This is a genomic window from Pseudomonas sp. MPB23 (genome assembly GCF_046605395.1).
Classification (GTDB): domain Bacteria; phylum Pseudomonadota; class Gammaproteobacteria; order Pseudomonadales; family Pseudomonadaceae; genus Aquipseudomonas.
The window spans coordinates 1,859,533-1,881,484 of the sequence record NZ_CP176771.1 but is presented as its reverse complement, the minus strand read 5'-3'; the positions used below and the strand labels follow the sequence as shown (position 1 = coordinate 1,881,484).

The 21,952-nt window shown below is 58.1% G+C and carries 17 protein-coding genes and 1 pseudogene; 11 read left to right on the top strand and 7 right to left on the bottom strand.

Annotation, left to right across the window (positions count from 1 at the left end; translation table 11 throughout):
* Window positions 1-486: 486 nt before the first annotated feature.
* The 5 genes and pseudogenes from ACLH0J_RS08760 to ACLH0J_RS08740 form a co-directional block, all read right to left on the bottom strand.
* The gene (locus ACLH0J_RS08760; RefSeq protein WP_411391646.1) at window positions 487-942 is read right to left on the bottom strand and encodes a hypothetical protein; all 456 of its coding nucleotides are present in this window, start codon (window positions 940-942) and stop codon (window positions 487-489) included.
* Between the two features lie 2 nt (window positions 943-944).
* A complete protein-coding gene (locus tag ACLH0J_RS08755) occupies window positions 945-3,026 on the bottom strand; it encodes a hypothetical protein (protein ID WP_411391645.1) in 2,082 nt (693 codons plus the stop codon).
* On the bottom strand, window positions 3,023-4,684 hold the full coding sequence (locus ACLH0J_RS08750; protein ID WP_411391644.1) for a hypothetical protein: 1,662 nt from the start codon (window positions 4,682-4,684) through the stop codon (window positions 3,023-3,025). Before ACLH0J_RS08750 ends, ACLH0J_RS08755 begins: the two co-directional genes overlap by 4 nt.
* A 19-nt stretch (window positions 4,685-4,703) precedes the next feature.
* On the bottom strand, window positions 4,704-5,897 hold the full coding sequence (locus ACLH0J_RS08745) for a tyrosine-type recombinase/integrase (RefSeq protein WP_411391643.1): 1,194 nt from the start codon (window positions 5,895-5,897) through the stop codon (window positions 4,704-4,706).
* A 69-nt stretch (window positions 5,898-5,966) separates the two neighbouring features.
* Window positions 5,967-6,710 (bottom strand): annotated as a pseudogene (locus ACLH0J_RS08740) (hemin ABC transporter substrate-binding protein); the annotation flags it as partial.
* A gap of 156 nt (window positions 6,711-6,866) precedes the next feature.
* Between ACLH0J_RS08740 and ACLH0J_RS08735 the strand changes: the two are divergent.
* Window positions 6,867-7,184 (top strand): Rieske (2Fe-2S) protein, encoded by a 318-nt coding sequence (locus tag ACLH0J_RS08735; protein ID WP_411391642.1) that lies wholly within the window; start codon window positions 6,867-6,869, stop codon window positions 7,182-7,184.
* On the opposite strand, the gene sfsA is transcribed toward ACLH0J_RS08735, so the two are convergent.
* Window positions 7,181-7,894, bottom strand: coding sequence for a DNA/RNA nuclease SfsA (gene sfsA, locus ACLH0J_RS08730; protein WP_411391641.1), 714 nt, complete (start codon window positions 7,892-7,894; stop codon window positions 7,181-7,183). The two genes, ACLH0J_RS08735 and sfsA, sit on opposite strands and share 4 nt — an antisense overlap.
* Complete coding sequence (locus ACLH0J_RS08725; RefSeq protein WP_411391640.1) at window positions 7,894-9,066, bottom strand: pyridoxal phosphate-dependent aminotransferase; 1,173 nt, start codon at window positions 9,064-9,066, stop codon at window positions 7,894-7,896. The genes sfsA and ACLH0J_RS08725 overlap by 1 nt, the downstream gene beginning before the upstream one ends.
* Window positions 9,067-9,384: 318 nt before the next feature.
* Here ACLH0J_RS08725 and dksA point away from each other — a divergent pair, with 318 nt between their 5' ends.
* The 10 genes from dksA (at window position 9,385) to pgi (ending at window position 21,879) form a co-directional block, all read left to right on the top strand.
* Window positions 9,385-9,828: an RNA polymerase-binding protein DksA gene (gene dksA, locus ACLH0J_RS08720; RefSeq protein ID WP_411391639.1), complete on the top strand. Its 444-nt coding sequence runs from the start codon at window positions 9,385-9,387 to the stop codon at window positions 9,826-9,828.
* Between the two features lie 83 nt (window positions 9,829-9,911).
* Complete coding sequence (gene gluQRS, locus ACLH0J_RS08715; protein ID WP_411391638.1) at window positions 9,912-10,799, top strand: tRNA glutamyl-Q(34) synthetase GluQRS; 888 nt, start codon at window positions 9,912-9,914, stop codon at window positions 10,797-10,799.
* A gap of 174 nt (window positions 10,800-10,973) precedes the next feature.
* Window positions 10,974-11,150, top strand: coding sequence for a hypothetical protein (locus tag ACLH0J_RS08710; RefSeq protein ID WP_003176118.1), 177 nt, complete (start codon window positions 10,974-10,976; stop codon window positions 11,148-11,150).
* Window positions 11,134-14,088: a sensor histidine kinase gene (locus tag ACLH0J_RS08705; RefSeq protein ID WP_411391637.1), complete on the top strand. Its 2,955-nt coding sequence runs from the start codon at window positions 11,134-11,136 to the stop codon at window positions 14,086-14,088. The genes ACLH0J_RS08710 and ACLH0J_RS08705 overlap by 17 nt, the downstream gene beginning before the upstream one ends.
* Window positions 14,089-14,110: 22 nt before the next feature.
* Window positions 14,111-15,541, top strand: a complete 1,431-nt coding sequence (locus ACLH0J_RS08700; protein ID WP_411391636.1) for a sigma-54-dependent transcriptional regulator — start codon at window positions 14,111-14,113, stop codon at window positions 15,539-15,541.
* A 697-nt stretch (window positions 15,542-16,238) separates the two neighbouring features.
* On the top strand, window positions 16,239-17,642 hold the full coding sequence (locus tag ACLH0J_RS08695; protein WP_411391635.1) for a polynucleotide adenylyltransferase PcnB: 1,404 nt from the start codon (window positions 16,239-16,241) through the stop codon (window positions 17,640-17,642).
* 2 nt (window positions 17,643-17,644) lie between these two features.
* Window positions 17,645-18,139: a 2-amino-4-hydroxy-6-hydroxymethyldihydropteridine diphosphokinase gene (folK, locus tag ACLH0J_RS08690; protein WP_411391634.1), complete on the top strand. Its 495-nt coding sequence runs from the start codon at window positions 17,645-17,647 to the stop codon at window positions 18,137-18,139.
* A 214-nt stretch (window positions 18,140-18,353) separates the two neighbouring features.
* On the top strand, window positions 18,354-19,154 hold the full coding sequence (panB, locus tag ACLH0J_RS08685; protein WP_411391633.1) for a 3-methyl-2-oxobutanoate hydroxymethyltransferase: 801 nt from the start codon (window positions 18,354-18,356) through the stop codon (window positions 19,152-19,154).
* Window positions 19,151-20,002 (top strand): pantoate--beta-alanine ligase, encoded by an 852-nt coding sequence (panC, locus tag ACLH0J_RS08680; RefSeq protein WP_411391632.1) that lies wholly within the window; start codon window positions 19,151-19,153, stop codon window positions 20,000-20,002. The genes panB and panC overlap by 4 nt, the downstream gene beginning before the upstream one ends.
* Window positions 20,003-20,214: 212 nt before the next feature.
* Entirely contained in the window at window positions 20,215-21,879 is a 1,665-nt protein-coding gene (pgi, locus tag ACLH0J_RS08675; protein ID WP_411391631.1) for a glucose-6-phosphate isomerase, read from the top strand.
* Window positions 21,880-21,952: the final 73 nt, after the last annotated feature.

The window sequence follows — 21,952 nt, the reverse complement described above, 5'->3', positions numbered from 1 at the left end:
AGAGAAGACAACACAGGCTCTCTGGCCAGACGTGGCCGGAGCAAACTTAAAACCCCGATCACGCTAGCAAGCGGATAAAAGAATTTATGTAGGGAATTTCCTAAAGTTCGCACGAACATTGACTGCTCGGAATGCTTGTCCATAGTTCTGCGGACGAGGACAAATTGAGCACTCCGTAGACGCTGACGTAAAACGAATAGTTATCAAAAAGGGTGAATAATAATTTTTGATAGCTAGAGCGATTTAAAAAGATTTCTGGTTGACGACATCAAAATAAAGATAAGGGCTCTACCCCTGGAAAGATCGCCCGAATGCGCCAATCTTGTGACCGAATACGCCAGCGATACCCGCACTTAATGAGATGGTCAGCCCAGCGAGGACCTTGGCGCGCCTAAACTTGCCAGGGCAAGCTCTTTACCGAAAGATGGATGTCGAGCCCCCGAAGCGTCACGGTACCCTCTCGATGGAGCCACCCTGCCCAGGCAGTCATCGAATTGACTGCACCTGGACTCTGGGACTGTTGATCTTGGACAGCAGTTCTCGATTCACGCCCTCCAGTTGTTCGTTCTCTTTGACAAGCAGTACATTTTGCTCCTGAAGTGCCTTTTTCTCCGTGCTAAGCCGCAGATTCACGATGGCGATCTTCTTCAGATCCGCATCTCGCTCAGCCAGCGCGTCACGTAGTTCCTTGATCAAAAGATCAGCCCCATGAAGGGCTTTCTCCTTCTGGACGAGCTTTTGCCGCGACTCCTTATTGGTCTTCTGACGAATCAGCTCAGCAAGGTCGGGGTAACGGTTATGGATCGTGGCATTGCTTATGCCAGCCTCTTCGGCAACCGAGGCGATACTTAGTTTACGACTCGATTGAACGTGTTTGGGACGCCCCTTGGTGATTCTTGAGATCGCCAACTCAATTGCACGCCTGGTTTGGTCGCTTCCCATACTTATATCGCCTCTACTGCTGGTATAAGACTCGATGGACGCACTGGCAGGGGATATGCCTCCACAGGGTGTCCAAGCTCGCCTAGCACACGTTCTGCCTCCCGCAGGTGCCTTGTGGCTCGCTCCCAGGCCGGATCGCCAAGATCAGGCCATGCGAGCACCTCAGCCTGCTGATCTCTAATCCGCCGCCAGATCACCAAGTGTCCCTGGTCAATGACACCCTCGCCGCAACCTGCGCAACGAATTGCATCGTAAAGCCCTTCGCCGCCGCATCCCTTGGTCGTCGCGAGACACCAAGAGTGGCCGGTGCCACGAATAAAAACACCTTCACCCACGGCCCTAACCAAAGCTTTAGGATCTTTGGCCGCCTTCACTTCGGATCTCCCTCTGAAACGCACGATATGGTCGGCCCTGCCGCCAGAGAGATTCTGACTTGGAACAAGCCAGCCGGATATGATACTGACCTGAAGCTCATCTCTTTTTGATAGTACGGATTCAAAAAGGGTGTCATCAAACAGCGGGTCTTTTGCGTAGTGCAGAGTCATGTCCATTGACCAATGTTTAAAATGGTGTCGTAGATACCGAACATCACCAAGTACGTTCCTAGCAACAAAAACAGCAAATGTTCTCCGGAACTGGTGGGTTGCGAGCGGCCACAGCTCCCCAGGGACTATCGCAGCGCGATCAATGACCTCAGACATATCATCACTCGACACGACCAACTCAAAACGCTCAACCACCTTTTTGAGCAATTTATTTGTTAGTACGTTCTGTAGAAATTCAGGTCTCGTGCCAAGTGCTCTCCAACCAAGAAAAAGGCTATTCTCCAAAAGCACAGCGTCATTGCTGATTTTTGACTTCACCATTTCGTCTCTGGCCACTTCGGTAAGATAAGCTTTTCTTTTTCCGATATAAGGTACCAAAGGCTTCCGCACCTCGAGAGCCACATTGATAGCCCTTTCGACGACAGGTGGAACCATCCACTTTGCAGGCTTTGGCTGCTCTTCAAGTTTGTATGTGAACCCATGAACCCAGCAATACTCTTCGCCATCCATATCGCATGAGCGTTCAAAGCAGTTGTCTTTCAATGAAATAATTTCGGAATCCCGCATACCGCTAAACATCGCTATGATGATGTAGCAGCAAGTGCGAAGAAATCGGACCTCATCATCAAGATCGGTAAGATAGCGCAGTCCATTCAGGTCAAGCAAATACTGGGTTTTTGAAAGTGCCCTTGCTCTCGCAATATCATAAGAGACGGTTTCATGGGTCTGGTGCTCTCCCTTAGCACCTGCTTTCAGTCGCACACTTGCATGGTATTCAGCAAGCTCTATCTCATTTGAATAAAACGAATGGAAAGTATTCCAGACATGCAAAATCCTCTCTGATTCACGCTCCATGAACTCTATTGATTTTCGTCCAAGCTCAGCATATATCCGCTTTGGAATGATTTCTGTCCTGGCATCATACATGCCATCTGTACGTCGAGCCCCTGCAAGACTGAATGCAGTCTCCTCTGGCCATGGGTGCTCATTCATTGGCTTGGGCAGACGCCCCCTAAAAGCGTAAATTAATTCGAGGACTTCTAAGCGAGCAACCTTTTGTCTCTGCTTAATAGACTTATCTGCGTTTACATAGGATGCATACGCAGCACACCTCGCAGGGGTTAATTTGTCGAAACCCGTAATAGATTGTGCGTACATCCAGCGGAGAAGCGGTTTCAGGTTCGTCCAGCACGAAATCAGCGTCCCCACTTTTATGTACTTTGTTGATAGCGGCGACTTTGCAAGCCAGCGGGTGTATATAAAAGATTTAGCGGCTGCCAGTAAATCACTCTGTGCTTCGTCCTGAATACTCGAGTCATCAGAAAGCTGGCAAGCGAAATTAATAAAAAGGTTTGATGAGTTTTTGTTAAGGACGTACGGAGAAAAATCCCAAAGAATGTCCTGATACATCGAAAGTGGGAATGGTTTACCGTCCTCACCGGCGATGTATGTCACGGCTAGGCCGTGGCGATTATCAACAGCGATGCTCCGCAGAACTGCACACGGAGGCCTCGTTACAGTTGCTTTAGCAGCATTCATTCATCACCCCCCAGCAAAGCCCTATCGCGCCACATTGGATGAGGGGTATCGAGGGCTCGGCATCTTTCGCGCTCTACTACAACTGGATCAAAACGGGGAGTTATGTCGTTGTCGATAGCACGGATTACCCACGCATAGACAGATTTCCAACGCGATTTACCAAGTAGCTCACGCTCTTTAATTAGGAGCCAGTAAAAGCTGAAAAGACGGTACAGATCTGATTCGATCACGACCTGATTTGGGCAACGGAAGCAATGGAGAAAACGCTGGCAATTGGTGGTGCCGTTTCTTGGTGCAAAACGGCCGTTGATCGGGTCTGAGCAGCGCGCAACGCCAGTATTTAGAGCTCCACTCAGCAACAGATCAACTTTTTCGGGCTCCATGGATAGTTGAGCTGACAAGTCATCGCGAAAGCTCTGTTCACTCACCATTCCGGTCATGACACCTTCGAGAATTCGCCCAACAAACTTGTGATTCCGCTCCATCTCAGGCGTGACAGCCAGGTAGTGGCTATCAGTCATGCGCGGACTGTTACCCAAGAGTTGAGCTGTCTTGAACAGGTTGCCACTGGTCAATTGCCATATTCGCGTGGCAAAGGTTTTTCGTAGCCTCGATACATTGACCTTGAGTAATTCTGACTTTCCGTTCGACGCCTTTCTATCACTAAAAATTTGATGCCTAGCCACTAGTGCAAGGGTTTGCTGGGAAATATTTGAGGCGTTGAGAGCGGTCACCCCTATATCCCTAGCACGGTAAATCCAGAGGCGATCTTGCAAGGTCTTCGGCGCGAGTTCTAACAGCGGCGCCGATCGGGCTAGCGCCTCCCTATACAAAGTGACTACATCGCTTGGTACGGACGCGGACTCATCATCGCTGGAATGGTAGCGAAAAGCTTGCCGGTGAATTTTGAAGCCTCGACGCTTATATACTTGGAGCACGCCCAAATCTGGCTTAAGAGGGTGATCGGTAATCGCGTCTCTGCTCATCTCCAGCAGTGGCGTGAGATTGCGACCACTTCTGGCCGCGATCAGCAAAAGGTAGACCGTCATAGCAGCTGCCTCGCTTCCTCCGGGTAAATTGCCAGAGCGGATCACGTCTAAATCCTTCAGGAGCGCCACCAGCAGGCGTTCAATCTCGCCCTGCGTAAATGCCTGATGACCAACATACGCTCGGTCTGCATTCGGAAACGGGATTTGGGGAAAAACGCCAATCCCGAGTTGCCCGGCGCGAACACGGTTCATTAATACTGTCTTTGTTGCGTTGTAGATAGCCCGCGCCGATGTGACAGAGATTGTTCCCTTGCCTCTTGCGGGCTGCTCCTTCAACCATTCTGTATAGCGCTCTACTGTGCGCGGGGTTATGTCAGCAACGTGCTCTATGATGCGCCCCTTGTTCGATTCGGCATCGAGGTACTTGAACCAGTAGCGCATTCCAGAGGCACAAAGATTCAATACGGTTGCTTGACTGACCCCGGACGATTGAATTTCGCGGACGGCCTCATGCAACTGACGTGAGAGCAATTGTCTTGTGGCTGGCTCGGCCGCTCCTGGCACCGATGCCCACAGGGCGAAGTCGAACGCCCGAGTTCCGACGCAAATCGTCATATCGTCAGGTGGTTTCTTTGCTGTTGCGATTGGGATGACGTTTTCTGGCTGCATCCCATAAGTCTTTCTGGCTCTAGCCATGGCCCCTCCCAAGCAAGTCCAACTCTTCCTGATAGGCATTGAGTTCCGAGTTTTCCATGAGGTCAATGCAGTGAAGGTAAATACTGGTTGTCTGGACGCTGCTGTGGCCGAGACGATCTCTAACCCAGGCGAGTGCTTGGCCCATGGCCATGCGCTGTGACTGGTGGAATAGCTCGAAGGTGGCAAAGGTGTGCCTCAGCATGTGCGGAGTAACCCTGAACGCTAGGCGAGGTTTTTTATCGGCCCAAAGTAGTCTGTAGGCATTATTCAAGCCTTTTTCATTGAAAGGATGACCATTACGATTCAAAAAAACAGGCTCAATCCCAGAGTTGCCTGTAGCGCGACCAGCCTTGGCCCTGGATGCTCCCTCACCAAAGCGCAGATAGTCGAAAAGCTCTCGCATAACGTGCCAACTAATGAATACGGTCCTGGGCTTGGAGTTTTTCAGCCGCATATCCGACGGGCCGAGATCAATCCGAATGCGCTTCCGTATATCCAGCCCGGTCGGGTCAAAGACATATTTGGTAGGGAATGTCCTGCACTCTTCATTGCGAAGGCCGGTTTGAAGCATTAGCACCGTCATCAATCGGAGCGTTCGAGTTGTGCATGCCTCAATTAGGAGCTTGGATTGATCAAGCGATAGCAGCTTAGGTGGCTCGCGGAAAACCTTCAGGCGCAGGTCGTCGCCGTCTGTCGTCTTAGCTGCGTGTGCATGCCTCATGAAGCCCTGATTGTTCCCGGCAACAAATGTCGGTGAGGCATCCCAAGGCACTGAGCCAATGAGCGCTTGTTTATGTGCCCATTTATAAAAACCCATGAGGCAGGTCAGGCGCTGATTCACCGTGCTCGGTTTAATGGCCCTTAACCCCGTTGATGGATTTGTCAGGGTGATTGACCAATTCCTGTACGCGGCAAGATTACTTACGGAGGATCGAACCTGCCCGACGCAAGGGACAAGAGCCCAATCAAGGTTGTTTGCCTCCAACCATGAGAAGTAGTCGTACAGCGCCTCGCCGTGATTTCTCCATGTCTTGGGGCTTCGGGTCTTACCTCGCTCTAAAGCCAAATACATTAGGTAATCGTTTGCTGGCTCAACCAACTCCATCTGCCCGTCCAGCATGAATGGAATGCCCTTATAAGGCTGTGTTAGCAGAACGAAACTGTCATCGGTGAACAGTAGCCGCATGGCTCCTACCACTCATTCAGTACTGGAAATGATTTCCTGCTTAGGCTACTGAATCATAAGCATTCTGTCTGTAACAAAAATAAGGTTACCCTCCTTGAACAAGGCCGCCCGCGCCGCGTCACCGGTCAGTGCACGATCAGCAAACACCAGCACGGCAGGGCTCAGGCCCGCCAGCGACTCCACCGAAAACGGTTTGTAGCCGCCGTGAGTCGCCAGGTTATGCCCGCCGGCCTGCCGCACTATCCAGTCGGCGGCCGTGTCCTTACCGGCGATCAGCGGTTTGCCACCGGCGTTGCCGATCAGCACTAAGACACCGGGCGCCTTTTGCAGGGTCTGCGCCTTCGCAACCGTGGCCTTTTGCTGGCCGAGTGCCCGCTCATACCCGGCAAATAACTCATCAGCCTTGGCCCCATTCCCCAGCAATGCACCCAAGTGCTGAAGATTGCTTTTCAAGGTAGGCAAGTCCGGTTGCGCCGAGAACATCTCCACCTGCACACCCGCGCTGCGGATTTGCGCCAATACCGGTGGAGGCCCCATTTCCTCGGTACCCACCAGCACCTGCGGGCGCAGGCTGAGGATGCCTTCAGCCGACAACTGGCGCTGATAGCCAATGCTCGGCAACGCCTTGAGAGATTCAGGGTGCTGGCTGGTGGTGTCCACGCCCACCAACTTCGACTCACCGCCCAGGGCTGTTACCCATTCCGACAGCGCCCCACCGGCACTCACCCAGCGCTGAGGCAGTTCAGAGGCTTGCGCCCCAGGGTTGAACAGCAGTCCGACAACAAGCGCGATAGCACTGGCACTCAGGCGCATAACGAGGTTTCCTTCCAAGGGCAGGGCCGTCCGAGTGCTCAACGATGTGACAGATAACCCCTGCCGGACATCGAACTGAGCACCCCACCAGCTGACAGGCGAAGCCGGCATTTGATAATTGTTTGCATTTGAACGTCAAGGCACTTAAGGATCGAAATGAAGTTTCTCTGCCCCTCCGACGCCCTGGCGCCCAATAGCAGTCTCGGTTTTGATATCGACGGCACCAGGCTGTTGGCCGTGCGCCGGGACGGCATCGTCTACTTCTATCTCAACCGCTGCCCCCATCGTGGCATCCCGCTGGAATGGCAGCCAGACAGTTTTCTCGACACCAGCGCCAGCCTAATCCAGTGCGCGACCCACGGTGCGCTGTTCCTGATTGAAAGCGGCGAGTGCATCGCCGGCCCGTGCGCGGGACAAAGCCTCACAGCCCTGCCTGGCCGCGAAGACGAACAGGGGCTGTGGGTGCAACTCTAGTCGCCGAACAGCACATCCAGTCGGCGCTCGACATACATTTCCTCGGGGGTGACGCGCACGCCATAGGCCAGTACCTCAACGCCCGCAGCCTTGGCCTCCCGCAGGGCGGCGGCGTATCCGGCGTCGATCTCCACTGCGGGGCGCACTGCATCGATGCCGGAAAGATTGACGCAATACAGCTGTACCGCACGCACGCCGTCACGTGCCAGATGCGCCAACTCCCGCAAATGCTTGGCACCGCGCTGAGTTACCGCATCAGGGAAAGCGGCGACGCTGGAACCGTCAAAGCCCAGGGTGACGCTTTTGACTTCGACATAGGCCGCGCCGCCGGGGTAATCCAGGCGAAAGTCGATACGGCTGTTCTCCTGGCCATACGGCACTTCGCGCTTCAATGAGGTGAAGCCATCGAGCTCAACGATCACCCCGGCATGCAAAGCCTCCTCGATCAACGGGTTGGCGCGTGCGGTGTTAACGCACGCCAATCGCCCCTGAGGCGTCTCGGCGATTTCCCAGGTCCCCGGCAACTTGCGCTTGGAGTCATTGGAGCGACTGAACCACACCTGCCCACCCTCCACCATGCAATTGAGCATCGAACCGGTGTTCGGGCAGTGAATGGTCAGCAACTCGCCGGTAACGGTTTCGATATCGGTGAGAAAACGCTTGTAGCGGCGAATCAAGCGCGCCTCTTCGAGGGGAGGATGAAAACGCATCAGGCTTGCCAGCTCCGCAAGCCACGTGCGATTCGTTCCACCGCTTCCTGAAGCCGATCCAGATTTTGTGTATAGGCAAAGCGCACGTGATGCCCGGCCTGATAGCGACCAAAATCCAGCCCTGGCGTAAAAGCCACGTGCTCGGTTTCAAGAAAGTGTCGGCAAAACGCGAAGGCATCGCCGCCGAACGCACTGATATCGGCGTACAAATAAAACGCCCCCTCCGGCTCTACGGCGATCCTGAAACCCAGCTCGCGCAGAGCGGGCAGCAAAAAGTCGCGGCGGCGACCGAACTCGGCGCGGCGTTCCTCCAGGATATTCAGGGTCTGGGGGGTGAAACAGGCCAACGCGGCGTACTGGGCCATGCTGGGGGCGCTGATGTAGAGGTTTTGCGCCAATTTCTCCAATTCACCCACCGCCGCCGGAGGTGCTACCAGCCAACCCAGGCGCCAGCCGGTCATGCCGAAATACTTGGAAAAACTATTTAGGACGAAGGCCTCGTCGTCGACTTCCAGCACGCTGGCGGCATCGGTGCCATAGGTGAGGCCATGATAAATCTCATCCACCACCAGATGGCCGTCACGCGCCTTGATAGCGCCCGACAGTGCGGCCAATTCATCCCGCGTGAGAATCGTACCGGTCGGGTTGGCCGGAGAGGCTACCAATGCACCCACGCTGTCCTGGTCCCAGTGCTTGGCGACCAGATCGGCAGTCAGTTGGTAACGTACCTCGGGGCCCACCGGCACCAACTGGGCCGCCCCCTCCACCAGCCGCAGGAAGTGCCGGTTGCAGGGATAACCTGGGTCGGCCAGCAACCAATGTTTGCCTGGGTCCACCAGCAGGCTGCTGGCCAACAGCAAAGCACCCGAACCGCCAGGGGTAATCAGGATGCGTTCGGGGTCTATGTTCAGCCCATAGCGCAGCTGATAGAACCCACTGATGGCCTCGCGCAACTCCGGCAGGCCACGGGCCGCGGTGTAACGCGTCTTGCCGTTGGCCAGCGCCGCCTGGCCGGCCTGGATGATCGGCTCGGCGGTGGTGAAATCCGGTTCGCCGATTTCCAGATGGATCACATCATGACCGGCCGCTTGCAGCTCATTGGCTCGCGCCAGCAACGCCATGACATGAAAAGGTTCGATGGCGCGACTGCGCGCACTGTAGGGCTGGGCCATTAGCCTTCCTTAACCGTGAGGACAAAATCAGGATTCTACCGAACCCCTGGCGTAAAACATGCTCTATTGCTGCTCGGCCATTCAAGATGAGCCAGCAAGCGCTTGCAAAACGACTAAAATCAACAACCGAGGCGCCCCATACCCAGCCATGGCGGGCTACTGCAGTTTGCAACCCCGGCGTGGCGGCCCTCGACAACCGGGAGTGGCGCACCCCGAATCTATCTGGTAAGTTCGCCCGCTTGCAGCCGCAGGGCCGGCAGGTGTCGGTGACGTTGCAATCCTGCGCAATGGATTAGAAGAGTGAGAGGCGGTCTATTCATGTCCACCCAAGCAAAGCAACAGCAGACTCAAGGCCTCAACGGCTTCGAACCTTACGTAGAAAAGAAAGGTGAAGAGTACATGGGCGAGCCCATGCGCGAGCACTTCACCAAGATCCTGAACAAGTGGAAACACGACTTGATGCAGGAGGTTGACCGTACCGTTGACCATATGAAGGACGAAGCAGCCAACTTCCCTGACCCGGCCGACCGTGCCAGCCAGGAAGAAGAGTTCGCCCTTGAACTGCGCGCCCGTGATCGCGAGCGCAAGCTGATCAAGAAAATCGACAAGACGCTGCAGCTCATCAAGGAAGAAGAATATGGCTGGTGCGAATCCTGCGGCGTCGAGATCGGTATTCGTCGCCTGGAAGCCCGCCCTACCGCAGACCTTTGCGTAGACTGCAAGACCTTGGCCGAAATCAAGGAAAAACAGGTCGGCAAGTAATCCAGCCGAGTTGAACGAATGGGGCGTGCGAACGCCCCATTTTTGTTTCTGGCGTTTACCGAATTTCCAGTAGTATCCGGCCCATGACAGCCTCAACCTATATCGGGCGATTCGCCCCCACGCCCAGCGGCCATTTGCACTTTGGCTCCCTGGTCGCCGCCCTCGCCTCCTACCTCGACGCCCGCGCCCATCAGGGCCGCTGGCTGATGCGCATGGAAGACCTCGATCCACCCCGTGAAGAGCCCGGCGCCCAGGCGGCGATCCTCCACGCGCTGGAAAGCTATGGCTTTGAGTGGGATGGGGAACTGGTCCGACAAAGCGAGCGGCACGACGCCTACGCCAAAGTGCTGAACGACCTGTTCAACCACGGCCTGGCCTATGCCTGCACCTGCTCACGCAAACAACTGGAACCCTACGCCGGGATTTACCCCGGTCTGTGCCGCAATGCCGGCCACGCCCAACAGGATGCCGCCATCCGCTTGCGGGTTCCCGAGCTGGAATACCACTTTACCGACCGAGTACAGGGCGAATTCCGACAACACCTGGGCCGTGATGTAGGCGACTTTGTCATCCGTCGCCGCGATGGCCTCTATGCCTATCAACTGGCTGTGGTACTCGACGATGCCTGGCAAGGTGTTACCGATATCGTGCGCGGTGCCGATCTGCTCGACTCCACACCGCGCCAGCTATACCTGCAAGAGTTATTGGGCCTGCGCCAACCGCGCTATCTGCACGTTCCGCTGATCGTCCAGCCGGACGGTAACAAGCTGGGCAAATCCTATCGCTCACCGCCGTTGACGGCAGACCAGGCCACACCGTTGCTATTGAGAGCCCTGCGCGCCCTCGGCCAGCACCCTGGCGACGAGCTGCTCCACGCCAGCCCACGGGAGCTGCTGGATTGGGGCATTGCCCACTGGGATGCGACCCAGATCCCACGCACACTCACACTGGCCGAAGCGCAATTGAGCTGAAGCCCCTTGCAGCTTGCCAAGCATCCGTTACCATCGCGTAGGTCCGAGGCTGCTCACAAAAATACACAGGCAACACGTTTATCCAGGATGTATGCGTTAACGTTAACGTCCTTCGCGAGCACGGTCGCTCCTACAGAAACCGTTGCATCACCGCACTTTCAATCAAAGGCCAATATGTACATCTATCGATTGGTCCTGCTGCTGGTCGTCGGGATCTACCTGTTTTCCCCCGCCATCATGGATTGGTGGATCGACGCCACCGGCGCCTGGTACCGCCCCTATCTGCTGTGGCTGATCCTGATCGTCGTGACCTTCATCCTGCAGAGCCAAAAAGATGCCGATGAGCTTTAGCCTCACCCAGATGCTGCTGATCAGCGCCGCCTACCTGGCTACGTTGTTCGGGGTCGCCTGGATCAGTGAGCGTGGAATGATTCCGCGGGCGATCATTCGCCATCCCTTGACCTACACCTTGTCGTTGGGCGTGTACGCCAGCGCCTGGGCGTTCTATGGCACGGTGGGCCTGGCCTACCAGTATGGTTATGGTTTTCTGTCCAGCTACCTCGGCGTGTCCGGCGCATTTTTGCTGGCACCGGTACTGCTGTACCCGATCCTGAAGATCACCCGGACCTACCAGTTGTCGTCCCTGGCCGACCTGTTCGCCTTCCGTTTTCGCAGCACCTGGGCCGGCGCGCTGACCACCATTTTCATGCTGATTGGCGTGCTGCCCTTGTTGGCACTGCAAATACAGGCGGTGGCCGATTCCATCAGCATCCTGACCCGTGAGCCGGTGCAATATCGCGTTGCCCTGGCCTTCTGCGCGCTGATCAGCCTGTTCACGATTTTCTTCGGTTCACGCCACATCGCCACCCGCGAGAAACACGAAGGCCTGGTCTTTGCCATTGCCTTTGAGTCGGTGATCAAGCTGATCGCCATCGGTGGCGTCGGCTTCTATGCGCTTTATGGCGTATTCGATGGCCCGCAACAGTTGGAACTGTGGTTACTGCAAAACCAGACTGCCCTTGCCGCGCTGCACACGCCGCTGCAGGAAGGCCCATGGCGCACGCTGCTGCTGGTGTTCTTCGCCTCGGCCATCGTGATGCCGCACATGTACCACATGACGTTCACCGAGAACCTCAACCCGCGCTCGCTGGTCAGCGCCAGTTGGGGCTTGCCGCTGTTCCTGCTGTTGATGAGCCTGGCGGTGCCGCTGATCCTCTGGGCCGGCCTCAAGTTAGGCGCCACCACCAACCCCGAATACTTCACCCTCGGCGTCGGCATTGCCGCCAACAGCCCGGCCCTGGCGCTGCTGGCCTATGTCGGTGGTTTGTCGGCAGCCAGCGGCTTGATCATCGTCACGACACTGGCCCTGTCGGGCATGGCGCTCAATCACCTAGTGCTACCGCTGTACCAGCCACCCGCCGAAGGCAATATCTACCGCTGGCTGAAATGGACCCGCCGCGCGCTGATCGTCGCGATCATCATGGCTGGCTACGGGTTCTACCTGCTGCTGGGCGCCGGGCAAGACCTGGCCAACCTGGGGATCGTCGCGTTTGTCGCCACCTTGCAGTTCCTGCCGGGCGTGTTGTCGGTGCTGTACTGGCCGACTGCCAATCGCCGCGGCTTTATCGCAGGGCTGCTGGCCGGGATCCTCGTGTGGCTGGTCACCATGTTGCTGCCGTTGGTCGGTAACCTGCAGGGTTTCTACATCCCTCTGCTGAACATGATCTACGTACTCGACGACACCAGTTGGCACATGGCCGCGATTGCGTCGCTGGCCGCCAACGTACTGATGTTCACCCTGATCTCGCTGTTCACCAACGCCAGCCCCGAAGAGACCAGCGCTGCGGAAGCGTGCGCGGTGGATAACGTGCGTCGCCCGCAACGCCGCGAGCTGCACGCCGCCTCGCCTCAGGAGTTCGCCACGCAACTGGCCAAGCCCCTGGGCGCCAAGGCCGCGCAAAAGGAAGTCGAACAAGCGCTGCGCGATCTCTATCTGCCGTTCGACGAGCGCCGGCCCTACGCCCTGCGCCGCCTGCGCGACCGAATCGAAGCCAATCTGTCCGGCCTGATGGGCCCCAGCGTGTCCCAGGACATGGTGGAAACGTTCCTGCCCTACAAGGCCAGCGGCGAAAACTACGTCACCGAAGACATCCATTTCATCGAGAGCCGGCTGGAGGATTATCACTCACGCCTCACCGGCCTCGCCGCCGAACTCGACGCCCTGCGCCGCTACCACCGCCAGACGCTTCAGGAGCTACCGATGGGTGTGTGTTCCCTGGCCAAGGATCAGGAAATTCTGATGTGGAACAAGGCCATGGAAGAACTCACCGGCATCGCCGCTCAGCGAGTGGTGGGTTCACGCCTGAATACCCTCGCCGATCCATGGAAAGAACTGCTGCAGGGTTTTATCAACCTGCCCGATGAGCACTTGCACAAGCAGCACCTGGCCCTCGACGGCCAGACCCGCTGGCTCAACCTGCACAAAGCGGCGATCGACGAACCCCTGGCCCCCGGTAATAGCGGCCTGGTGTTGCTGGTCGAAGACCTGACCGAAACCCAGATGCTAGAAGACAAGCTGGTGCATTCCGAGCGCCTGGCCAGTATTGGTCGCCTGGCCGCCGGCGTGGCCCATGAAATCGGCAACCCGATCACCGGTATCGCCTGCCTGGCGCAGAACCTGCGCGAAGAGCGCGAGGAAGACGGCGAAATCACCGAGATCAGCGGGCAGATCCTTGAACAGACCAAGCGCGTGTCGCGCATCGTGCAGTCGCTGATGAGCTTCGCCCACGCCGGCGCCCATCAGAACCATGACGAAGCGGTGTGCCTGGCTGAAGTCGCGCAGGATGCCATTGGGCTGCTGGCCTTGAACCGGCGCAATTTCGAAGTACAGTTCTTCAACCTGTGCGATCCGGACCACTGGGTCGACGGTGACTCCCAACGCTTGGCGCAGGTGTTGATCAACCTGCTGTCGAACGCCCGCGACGCCTCCCCGCCGCACAGTGCGGTACGCGTCAAGAGCGAGGCTTTCGAGCACACGGTCGACCTGATCGTGGAGGACGAAGGCAGCGGCATTCCACAGAACATCAAGGACCGTTTGTTCGAACCCTTCTTCACCACCAAGGACCCCGGTGAAGGCACCGGTCTGGGCCTTGCACTGGTCTATTCCATCGTTGAAGAGCATTATGGACAAATCACCATCGACAGCCCGGCTGACACAGAAAGCCAACGCGGCACCCGTATTCGGGTGACCTTGCCGCGTCATGTCGAAGCGACGTCCGCTGTGAACTGAGACCGTCGAGAGAATTGAATCAATGCCGCACATTTTGATCGTCGAAGACGAAACCATTATCCGCTCTGCCTTGCGTCGCCTGCTTGAACGTAATCAGTACCAGGTCAGCGAAGCCGGCTCGGTGCAGGAAGCCCAAGAGCGTTTCAGCATTCCCACGTTCGACCTGATTGTCAGCGACCTGCGTCTGCCGGGCGCGCCAGGCACTGAGCTGATCAAGCTTGGCCAAGGCACCCCGGTGCTGATCATGACCAGCTACGCCAGCCTGCGCTCGGCAGTGGACTCCATGAAGATGGGCGCGGTGGACTACATCGCCAAGCCGTTCGACCACGATGAGATGCTCCAGGCCGTGGCCCGCATCCTGCGTGACCGTCAGTCGGCCAGCAGCGCGCCAGCCGAACAACGCCCCAGCGCAAAGGGCGCCGACAAGCCGGGCGTCGACAACAGCAATGGCGAAATCGGCATCATCGGCTCCTGCCCACCGATGCAGGACCTGTACAGCAAGATCCGCAAAGTGGCGCCCACCGACTCCAATGTCTTGATCCAGGGCGAGTCAGGCACCGGCAAGGAACTGGTCGCCCGCGCCCTGCACAACCTGTCCAAGCGCGCCAAGGCACCGATGATCTCGGTGAACTGCGCAGCGATCCCCGAATCCTTGATCGAGTCCGAACTGTTCGGTCACGAGAAAGGCGCGTTCACCGGCGCCAGTGCCGGACGGGCAGGCCTGGTGGAAGCGGCGGACGGCGGTACATTGTTCCTCGATGAAATCGGCGAACTGCCATTGGAAGCCCAGGCGCGCTTGCTGCGCGTGCTTCAGGAAGGTGAAATTCGCCGCGTCGGTTCGGTGCAGTCGCAAAAGGTCGACGTGCGCCTGATCGCGGCCACCCACCGCGACCTGAAGAGCCTGGCCAAGATCGGTCAATTCCGCGAAGACTTGTATTACCGCCTGCACGTGATCGCCCTGAAACTGCCGGCCCTGCGTGAGCGTGGTGCCGACGTCAACGAGATCGCCAATGCGTTCCTGCTGCGCCAGAGCGCCCGCATCAACCGTACCGACCTGAAGTTTGCCCCCGACGCCGAGCAGGCGATTCGGCATTACTCGTGGCCGGGCAACGTGCGGGAGCTGGAGAATGCGGTCGAGCGTGCGGTGATCCTGTCGGAGAGCCCGGAAATTTCCGCCGAGCTGCTGGGCATCGATATCGAACTCAGTGACCTTGAGGACGACGACTTCATCGGCCTCGCCCCGCAACAGGGCGGCGCCAGCAATACCAGCCATGAGCCGACCGAGGATTTGTCACTGGAAGATTACTTCCAGCACTTTGTCCTTGAGCACCAGGACCACATGACCGAGACCGAACTGGCACGCAAACTGGGCGTAAGCCGTAAATGCCTGTGGGAACGCCGCCAGCGCCTGGGCATTCCACGGCGCAAGACCGGAGTGGCCAGCGAGAGTTGAGGGCGCGCCCCCAGAGGTAACACCCTCAAACGTGAAAAAACTGTTACCGCTGATTTTTCGCGTAACAAAAGCCGGGGCTTACGGTAACGAAGCCCCGGCTTTTTTTGGCCCTTCAAACAGCCGAAATCGCCTCAACCCCCTGATTTTGCTGGGCGGCGCAAAAGTTGGCACGCACCCTGCTATATGCTTAGTACAAAAACAATAACAAGCTTTGTACAAGACAATAAAAATAAGACGAATCGACTCACGCACAATAAAAACAACACGGCGGAGGCGCAGCTAACTGATTCTTTTGGAGAGGCGTTGCATTTGGGGCTTGCCCCGCAACCAGGCCGAGAACAACAAAAACTGCCCTAAGGCAGAGCCTGAACTGGTTGGATCGTAGATCAGCAACACAGCGACCAAAGCAATCCGTTTGCTCTTGACTCCCGATTGGGAGTGTCATGAAGGTCACACTTCGTGGCGAGGGCGATCAACAAAAACAAGAAGCCCGAAACCAATAATAAAAATAGAGCACGCAACTACTTCTGGGGGAGCTTCGGCTTCCCTTGTAGTTTCCGGTATTTGACGTTTTGAGGCTTATGGCGCAAGGCCTGAAGCTTGTTCCTACACCATCCCCCGACTAAATGCTAGAATCCCGGCCCATCATGCGGTCATTCTTCGTTATGGCCGAACATTCCTTCAAACAGTGCATCCCATGCTGAAGAAGTTGTTCCAGTCATTCCGTTCTCCCTTGCGTCGAACGCAACAAAAACGCAGCACGCCTGAAGTGCTCAACAGCAGCCAACATTCGCTGCAACGCGCTCAGTTCAGCCGTTATGCGGTGAACATCGTCGAACGTTTGCAGAACGCCGGCTACCAGGCCTACCTGGTGGGCGGGTGTGTACGTGACATGCTGCTCAACATCACACCCAAGGACTTCGACGTCGCCACCAGTGCGACGCCCGAGCAAGTGCGCGCCGAGTTTCGCAATGCGCGCATCATCGGTCGCCGCTTCAAGCTCGTGCACATCCACTTTGGCCGCGAAATCATCGAGGTTGCGACCTTCCGCGCCGGCCACCCGCAAAACGATGAAGAGGAAGACACCAATCAGTCTTCCCGCAACGAAAGCGGACGCATCCTGCGTGACAATGTCTATGGCACCCTGGAGGAAGACGCGCAGCGCCGCGACTTCACCGTCAATGCGCTGTATTACGACCCGGTCAGCGAGCGCATCCTCGATTACGCCAACGGCGTACACGATATCCGTAACAACCTGATCCGCCTGATCGGCGACCCAACTCAGCGCTACCAGGAAGACCCGGTGCGCATGCTGCGGGCCGTGCGCTTCGCCGCCAAGCTCAACTTCGGTATCGAAAGGCACACCGCCGCGCCGATTCGCGAGTTGGCGCCGATGCTGCGGGAAATCCCCTCGGCACGCCTATTCGAAGAAGTGCTCAAGCTGTTCCTCTCGGGCTATGCGGCCGATACCTTTGAAATGCTCGTCGACCTGCAGTTGTTCGATCCATTGTTCCCGGCCAGCGCCGAGGCATTGGAATACAACCCGACGTATACCCACACCCTTATCAGCGAAGCGTTGATCAACACCGACCTGCGCATCAAGCAGAACAAGCCGGTGACCCCAGCGTTCCTGTTCGCCGCCCTGCTGTGGCCGGCGTTGCCCAAACGCGTACTGCGCCTGCAAGACCGTGGCATGCCGCCGATTCCGGCCATGCAGGAAGCCGCTCACGAGTTGATCGCCGAGCAGTGCCAGCGCATCGCTATTCCGAAACGCTTCACCCTGCCGATCCGCGAGATCTGGGACATGCAGGAGCGCCTGCCGCGTCGCAGCGGCAAGCGCGCCGATCTGTTGCTGGACAACCCGCGCTTCCGTGCTGGCTACGACTTCCTGCTGCTGCGTGAAAGCGCTGGCGAGCAGACCGACGGCCTGGGCGAATGGTGGACCGACTACCAGGACGCCAATGACAGCGAGCGCCGCGAGATGATTCGTGAACTCGGCAGCAAAGGCGATGGCGTCGGCGAAGGCCCCAAGAAGCGTCGTCGCAGCGGGAGCAAACGCAAGCGCAGCGCCGCCGATGCCTCGGGCGCTGCAGGCGAATAAACGTGGAACGCATTTACATCGGCATGGGCAGCAACCTGGCTGCCCCGGAGCAACAATTGCGCAGTGCCATCGAGGCGCTGGCGCAATTGCCAGGCACCACCGTTGCCGGGGTCTCGGCCTTCTATCAAAGCGACTCCCTGCTCCCTGGCCAACCGCGCTACACCAATGCGGTCGCGGCCCTGGACAGCAGCCTGGCGCCGCTGGAATTGCTGGATGCACTGCAAGGCATCGAAAACGATCAGGGTCGCAAGCGACTTGAACGTTGGGGGCCGCGCACCCTGGACCTGGACATCCTGCTGTTCGGCGATCGCCGGATCGATGAGCCGCGCCTCAAGGTGCCGCATTACCAGATGCATCTGCGGGCCTTTGTGCTGTACCCCCTGGCTGAGCTGGCACCGACCCTACGACTACCCGATGGCCAGCCCCTCAGTGACCTGCTGGCGGCGTGCCCGTTTGTCGGCCTGGAGCGCCTTCTCACTGCTGAATCGCATCAGTAACAGCGGTAACACCCCACTCGTAACAACGCGGTAACACATCCAATTGACTTCCCGTGCCCTCCTCACGACTATAGGCGTCCCGCTGCCGCCAACGCGGCGCTAAAGGGCGCAATCCAGGCCTTATAAGCACTGCTCTCAAGACAGTGCGCCTGTATAAACGAAGACTCACGCGCGTTACTCGCTGTTTCCAAGCGCCTGAACGAGGACCCTTTTCATGCCAGACATTACCCTGACCACCTTGCAGAGCCTCAAGCTCAAAGGTGAAAAAATCGCCATGCTGACCTGCTATGACGCCACCTTCGCCCACGCCAGTTGCCAGGCCGGGGTTGAAGTGTTGCTGGTGGGCGACTCCCTGGGCATGGTTCTTCAAGGGAATGACAGCACCCTGCCCGTCACCACCGATGAACTCGCCTACCATACCGCCAGCGTCAAACGCGGCAACGATGGTGCCTTTATCATCGCCGACCTGCCGTTCATGGGTTACGCCACCGTCGAACAGACCTTTCAGAACGCCGGTAAATTGATGCAAGCCGGAGCGCACATGGTCAAGGTCGAAGGGGCCGCCTGGCTCGCCGAGTCGATCCGCATGCTGGCTGAACGCGGTGTGCCGGTGTGCGCACACATGGGCTTGACGCCGCAGTCGGTGAACATCCTTGGCGGCTATAAAGTCCAAGGCCGCAACGAAGCCCAGGCGCGCCAGATGCGTGCCGATGCCATCGCCCTCGAACAAGCCGGCGCGGCAATGATCCTGCTCGAATGCGTGCCCAGCGAACTGGCCGCGGAAATCACCCATGCGGTCAAAGTGCCCGTGATCGGCATTGGTGCCGGGTCGGCCACCGACGGCCAGGTCCTGGTGCTGCACGACATGCTCGGCCTGTCGATGACCGGTCGCGTGCCCAAGTTCGTGAAGAACTTCATGGCCGGCCAGGACAGCATCCACGCCGCGTTGAGCGCATACGTCGCCGAAGTCAAAGGCGTGACCTTCCCTGGCGCCGAACACGGATTTTCTGCATGAACACCGTAAAAACCGTACGTGAACTGCGGGCCGCCGTCACCCATGCCCGCAGCGCCGGCAAACGCATCGGCTTTGTGCCCACCATGGGCAACCTGCACAGCGGCCACGCTACCCTGGTGGCCAAAGCGGCCCAGCAGGCGGACTTCGTGGTTGCCAGCATCTTCGTCAACCCGCTGCAGTTCGGCGCAGGCGAAGACCTCGACAAGTACCCGCGGACCCTCGCCGCCGACCAGGAAAAACTCCTGCAGGCCGGCTGCAACCTGCTGTTTGCGCCCACCGTCGAAGAGATGTACCCCGGCGCAATGGCAGGCCAGACCCGCGTCAGCGTCCCTCAGTTATCCGAAGGCCTGTGCGGCGCCAGCCGTCCCGGGCATTTTGATGGCGTCGCCACGGTGGTCACCAAACTGTTCAACATGGTCCAGCCGGACATGGCCGTATTCGGCCAGAAGGATTACCAGCAACTGGCGGTGATTCGCGCCATGGTGCATGACCTGAACATGCCGATCCAGATCATCGGTGAACCCACCGTCCGCGCCGAGGACGGCCTCGCGCTGTCATCGCGCAACGGTTATCTCACCGAGGAGCAACGCGCGATCGCGCCCGTGCTCTACCGCAGCCTGAGTCAGATTGCCGCCGCCATCAAAGGCGGCGACCGCGACTTCGCCAAGCTGCGCGCCGAACAGGTCCAGCAGATCGAAGCCGCCGGGTTGCGCCTGGATTACCTCGAAGTGCGCCAAGGCGTAAACCTGCGCCCGGCCACGGCCGAGGACCGCGATGTGGTCATCTTGGTTGCCGCCTATCTGGGCGCAACACGCCTGATCGACAACCTGCATTTGAACCTCGCCTGACCCCCGCCCGTTGCCCAGCCTGATGCGCCGGTATAAAAAAGTACCGGCCACAGCGCAGACAAAGCCAAGACATATCGACACGCTAGGTTTAATGTATTCGCCCTGCGCTATGGTTAGCGCTGTCCGGAACCCATTGCTTGATGAAAGACTGGATGTTTCGGGCTTTGAAGTGTCCTAAAGGCAGTCCCCGTAATAAAAGGAAACCCGCAGCGATGGCGTACTACCGCACCCCTCATGACGTTACCGCTCTGCCCGCCTGGCAAGCGCTCAATCAACATCGCCAAGCCATGCAGGATTTCAGCATGCGCGAAGCGTTCACTGCCGATCCTCAGCGTTTTTCCCAATTCACCTTGAGCAGCTGCGGACTTTTCCTCGATTACTCGAAAAACCTGATCACTCGTGAAACCCGCGACCTGCTCGTGGGCCTGGCCAAGGAAGTCGACCTTAAAGCCGCGATCGACGCGCTGTATGCCGGCGAACCCGTGAACTCCTCCGAAGGTCGCCCTGCCCTGCACACCGCCCTGCGCCGTCCGGTAGGCGACAAGCTGTCGGTCAACGGCGTGAACATCATGCCGGACGTCCACAAGGTGTTGAACCAGATCACCGACCTCGTGGGCCGCATCCACGACGGCCTGTGGCGCGGCTACACCGAGAAGCCGATCACCGACGTGGTGAACATCGGCATCGGTGGCTCGTTCCTCGGCCCGGAGCTGGTCTCCGAAGCGCTGTTGGCCTATGCCCATAAAGGCGTGCGCTGCCACTACCTGGCGAATATCGACGGCAGCGAGTTCCACGAACTGACCATGAAGCTGCGCGCCGAGACCACACTGTTCATCGTCTCGTCGAAATCCTTCAACACCCTCGAAACCCTGAAAAACGCCCAGGCCGCCCGCGCCTGGTACCTGGCCCAGGGTGGCTCGGAAGCCGAGCTGTACCGTCACTTCATCGCCGTATCGAGCAACAACGCGGCAGCCGTGGCCTTCGGCATCCGCGAAGAAAATATCTTCCCGATGTGGGACTGGGTCGGCGGTCGTTACTCGCTGTGGTCGGCCATCGGCTTGCCCATCGCCCTAGCCATCGGCATGTCCAACTTCAAGGAACTGCTGTCCGGTGCCTACACCATGGACCAGCATTTCCAGAACGCGCCGTTTGAGCAGAACATGCCGGTTCTGCTCGGCCTGCTGGGCGTGTGGTACGGCAACTTTTGGGGCGCGCAGAGCCACGCGATCCTGCCGTACGACCACTACCTGCGTAACATCACCAAACACTTGCAACAGTTGGACATGGAATCCAACGGCAAGAGCGTGCGCCAGGACGGCACGCCCGTGTCCACCGATACCGGCCCGGTGATCTGGGGCGGCGTGGGCTGCAACGGTCAGCACGCGTATCACCAGTTGCTGCACCAAGGGACCCAACTGATCCCGGCCGACTTCATCGTGCCGATCGTCAGCTTCAACCCGGTGTCCGACCACCATCAGTGGCTGTACGCCAACTGCCTGTCCCAGAGCCAGGCGCTGATGCTCGGCAAGACCCGTGGCGAAGCCGAAAGCGAACTGCGCGACAAAGGCCTGCCGGAAGACGAAGTGCAGAAGCTGGCACCGCACAAGGTCATCCCGGGCAACCGTCCAAGCAACACCCTCGTGGTCGAGCGCATCAGCCCGCGTCGTCTGGGCGCACTGGTGGCCATGTATGAGCACAAGGTGTTCGTACAGAGCGTGATCTGGGGCATCAATGCCTTCGACCAATGGGGCGTTGAGCTGGGCAAAGAGCTGGGCAAGGGCGTCTACAACCGCCTGACCGGCGCCGAAGAGACCTCGGCCGAGGATGCTTCGACCCAGGGCCTGATCAACTACTTCCGCGGTCGTCACCGCGGCTGATCCAGGTACAGCAAGGCCAACGTCCGTTTGGACGTTGGCCTTGAACCCTCCCCCTACTGCGTGCATCTTTATG

Excerpts from the sequence above, each read along its gene's own strand:
- gluQRS (WP_411391638.1), top strand. The coding sequence starts at position 9,912 with ATGACAGCCTCAACCTATATCGGGCGATTCGCCCCCACGCCCAGCGGC.
- dksA (WP_411391639.1), top strand. The coding sequence starts at position 9,385 with ATGTCCACCCAAGCAAAGCAACAGCAGACTCAAGGCCTCAACGGCTTC.
- panC (WP_411391632.1), top strand. The coding sequence starts at position 19,151 with ATGAACACCGTAAAAACCGTACGTGAACTGCGGGCCGCCGTCACCCAT.
- ACLH0J_RS08760 (WP_411391646.1), bottom strand. The coding sequence starts at position 942 with ATGGGAAGCGACCAAACCAGGCGTGCAATTGAGTTGGCGATCTCAAGA.
- pgi (WP_411391631.1), top strand. The coding sequence starts at position 20,215 with ATGGCGTACTACCGCACCCCTCATGACGTTACCGCTCTGCCCGCCTGG.
- panB (WP_411391633.1), top strand. The coding sequence starts at position 18,354 with ATGCCAGACATTACCCTGACCACCTTGCAGAGCCTCAAGCTCAAAGGT.
- ACLH0J_RS08725 (WP_411391640.1), bottom strand. The coding sequence starts at position 9,066 with ATGGCCCAGCCCTACAGTGCGCGCAGTCGCGCCATCGAACCTTTTCAT.
- sfsA (WP_411391641.1), bottom strand. The coding sequence starts at position 7,894 with ATGCGTTTTCATCCTCCCCTCGAAGAGGCGCGCTTGATTCGCCGCTAC.
- ACLH0J_RS08750 (WP_411391644.1), bottom strand. The coding sequence starts at position 4,684 with ATGCAGCCAGAAAACGTCATCCCAATCGCAACAGCAAAGAAACCACCT.
- ACLH0J_RS08745 (WP_411391643.1), bottom strand. The coding sequence starts at position 5,897 with ATGCGGCTACTGTTCACCGATGACAGTTTCGTTCTGCTAACACAGCCT.
- ACLH0J_RS08755 (WP_411391645.1), bottom strand. The coding sequence starts at position 3,026 with ATGAATGCTGCTAAAGCAACTGTAACGAGGCCTCCGTGTGCAGTTCTG.
- ACLH0J_RS08705 (WP_411391637.1), top strand. The coding sequence starts at position 11,134 with ATGCCGATGAGCTTTAGCCTCACCCAGATGCTGCTGATCAGCGCCGCC.
- ACLH0J_RS08700 (WP_411391636.1), top strand. The coding sequence starts at position 14,111 with ATGCCGCACATTTTGATCGTCGAAGACGAAACCATTATCCGCTCTGCC.
- ACLH0J_RS08710 (WP_003176118.1), top strand. The coding sequence starts at position 10,974 with ATGTACATCTATCGATTGGTCCTGCTGCTGGTCGTCGGGATCTACCTG.
- ACLH0J_RS08735 (WP_411391642.1), top strand. The coding sequence starts at position 6,867 with ATGAAGTTTCTCTGCCCCTCCGACGCCCTGGCGCCCAATAGCAGTCTC.
- ACLH0J_RS08695 (WP_411391635.1), top strand. The coding sequence starts at position 16,239 with ATGCTGAAGAAGTTGTTCCAGTCATTCCGTTCTCCCTTGCGTCGAACG.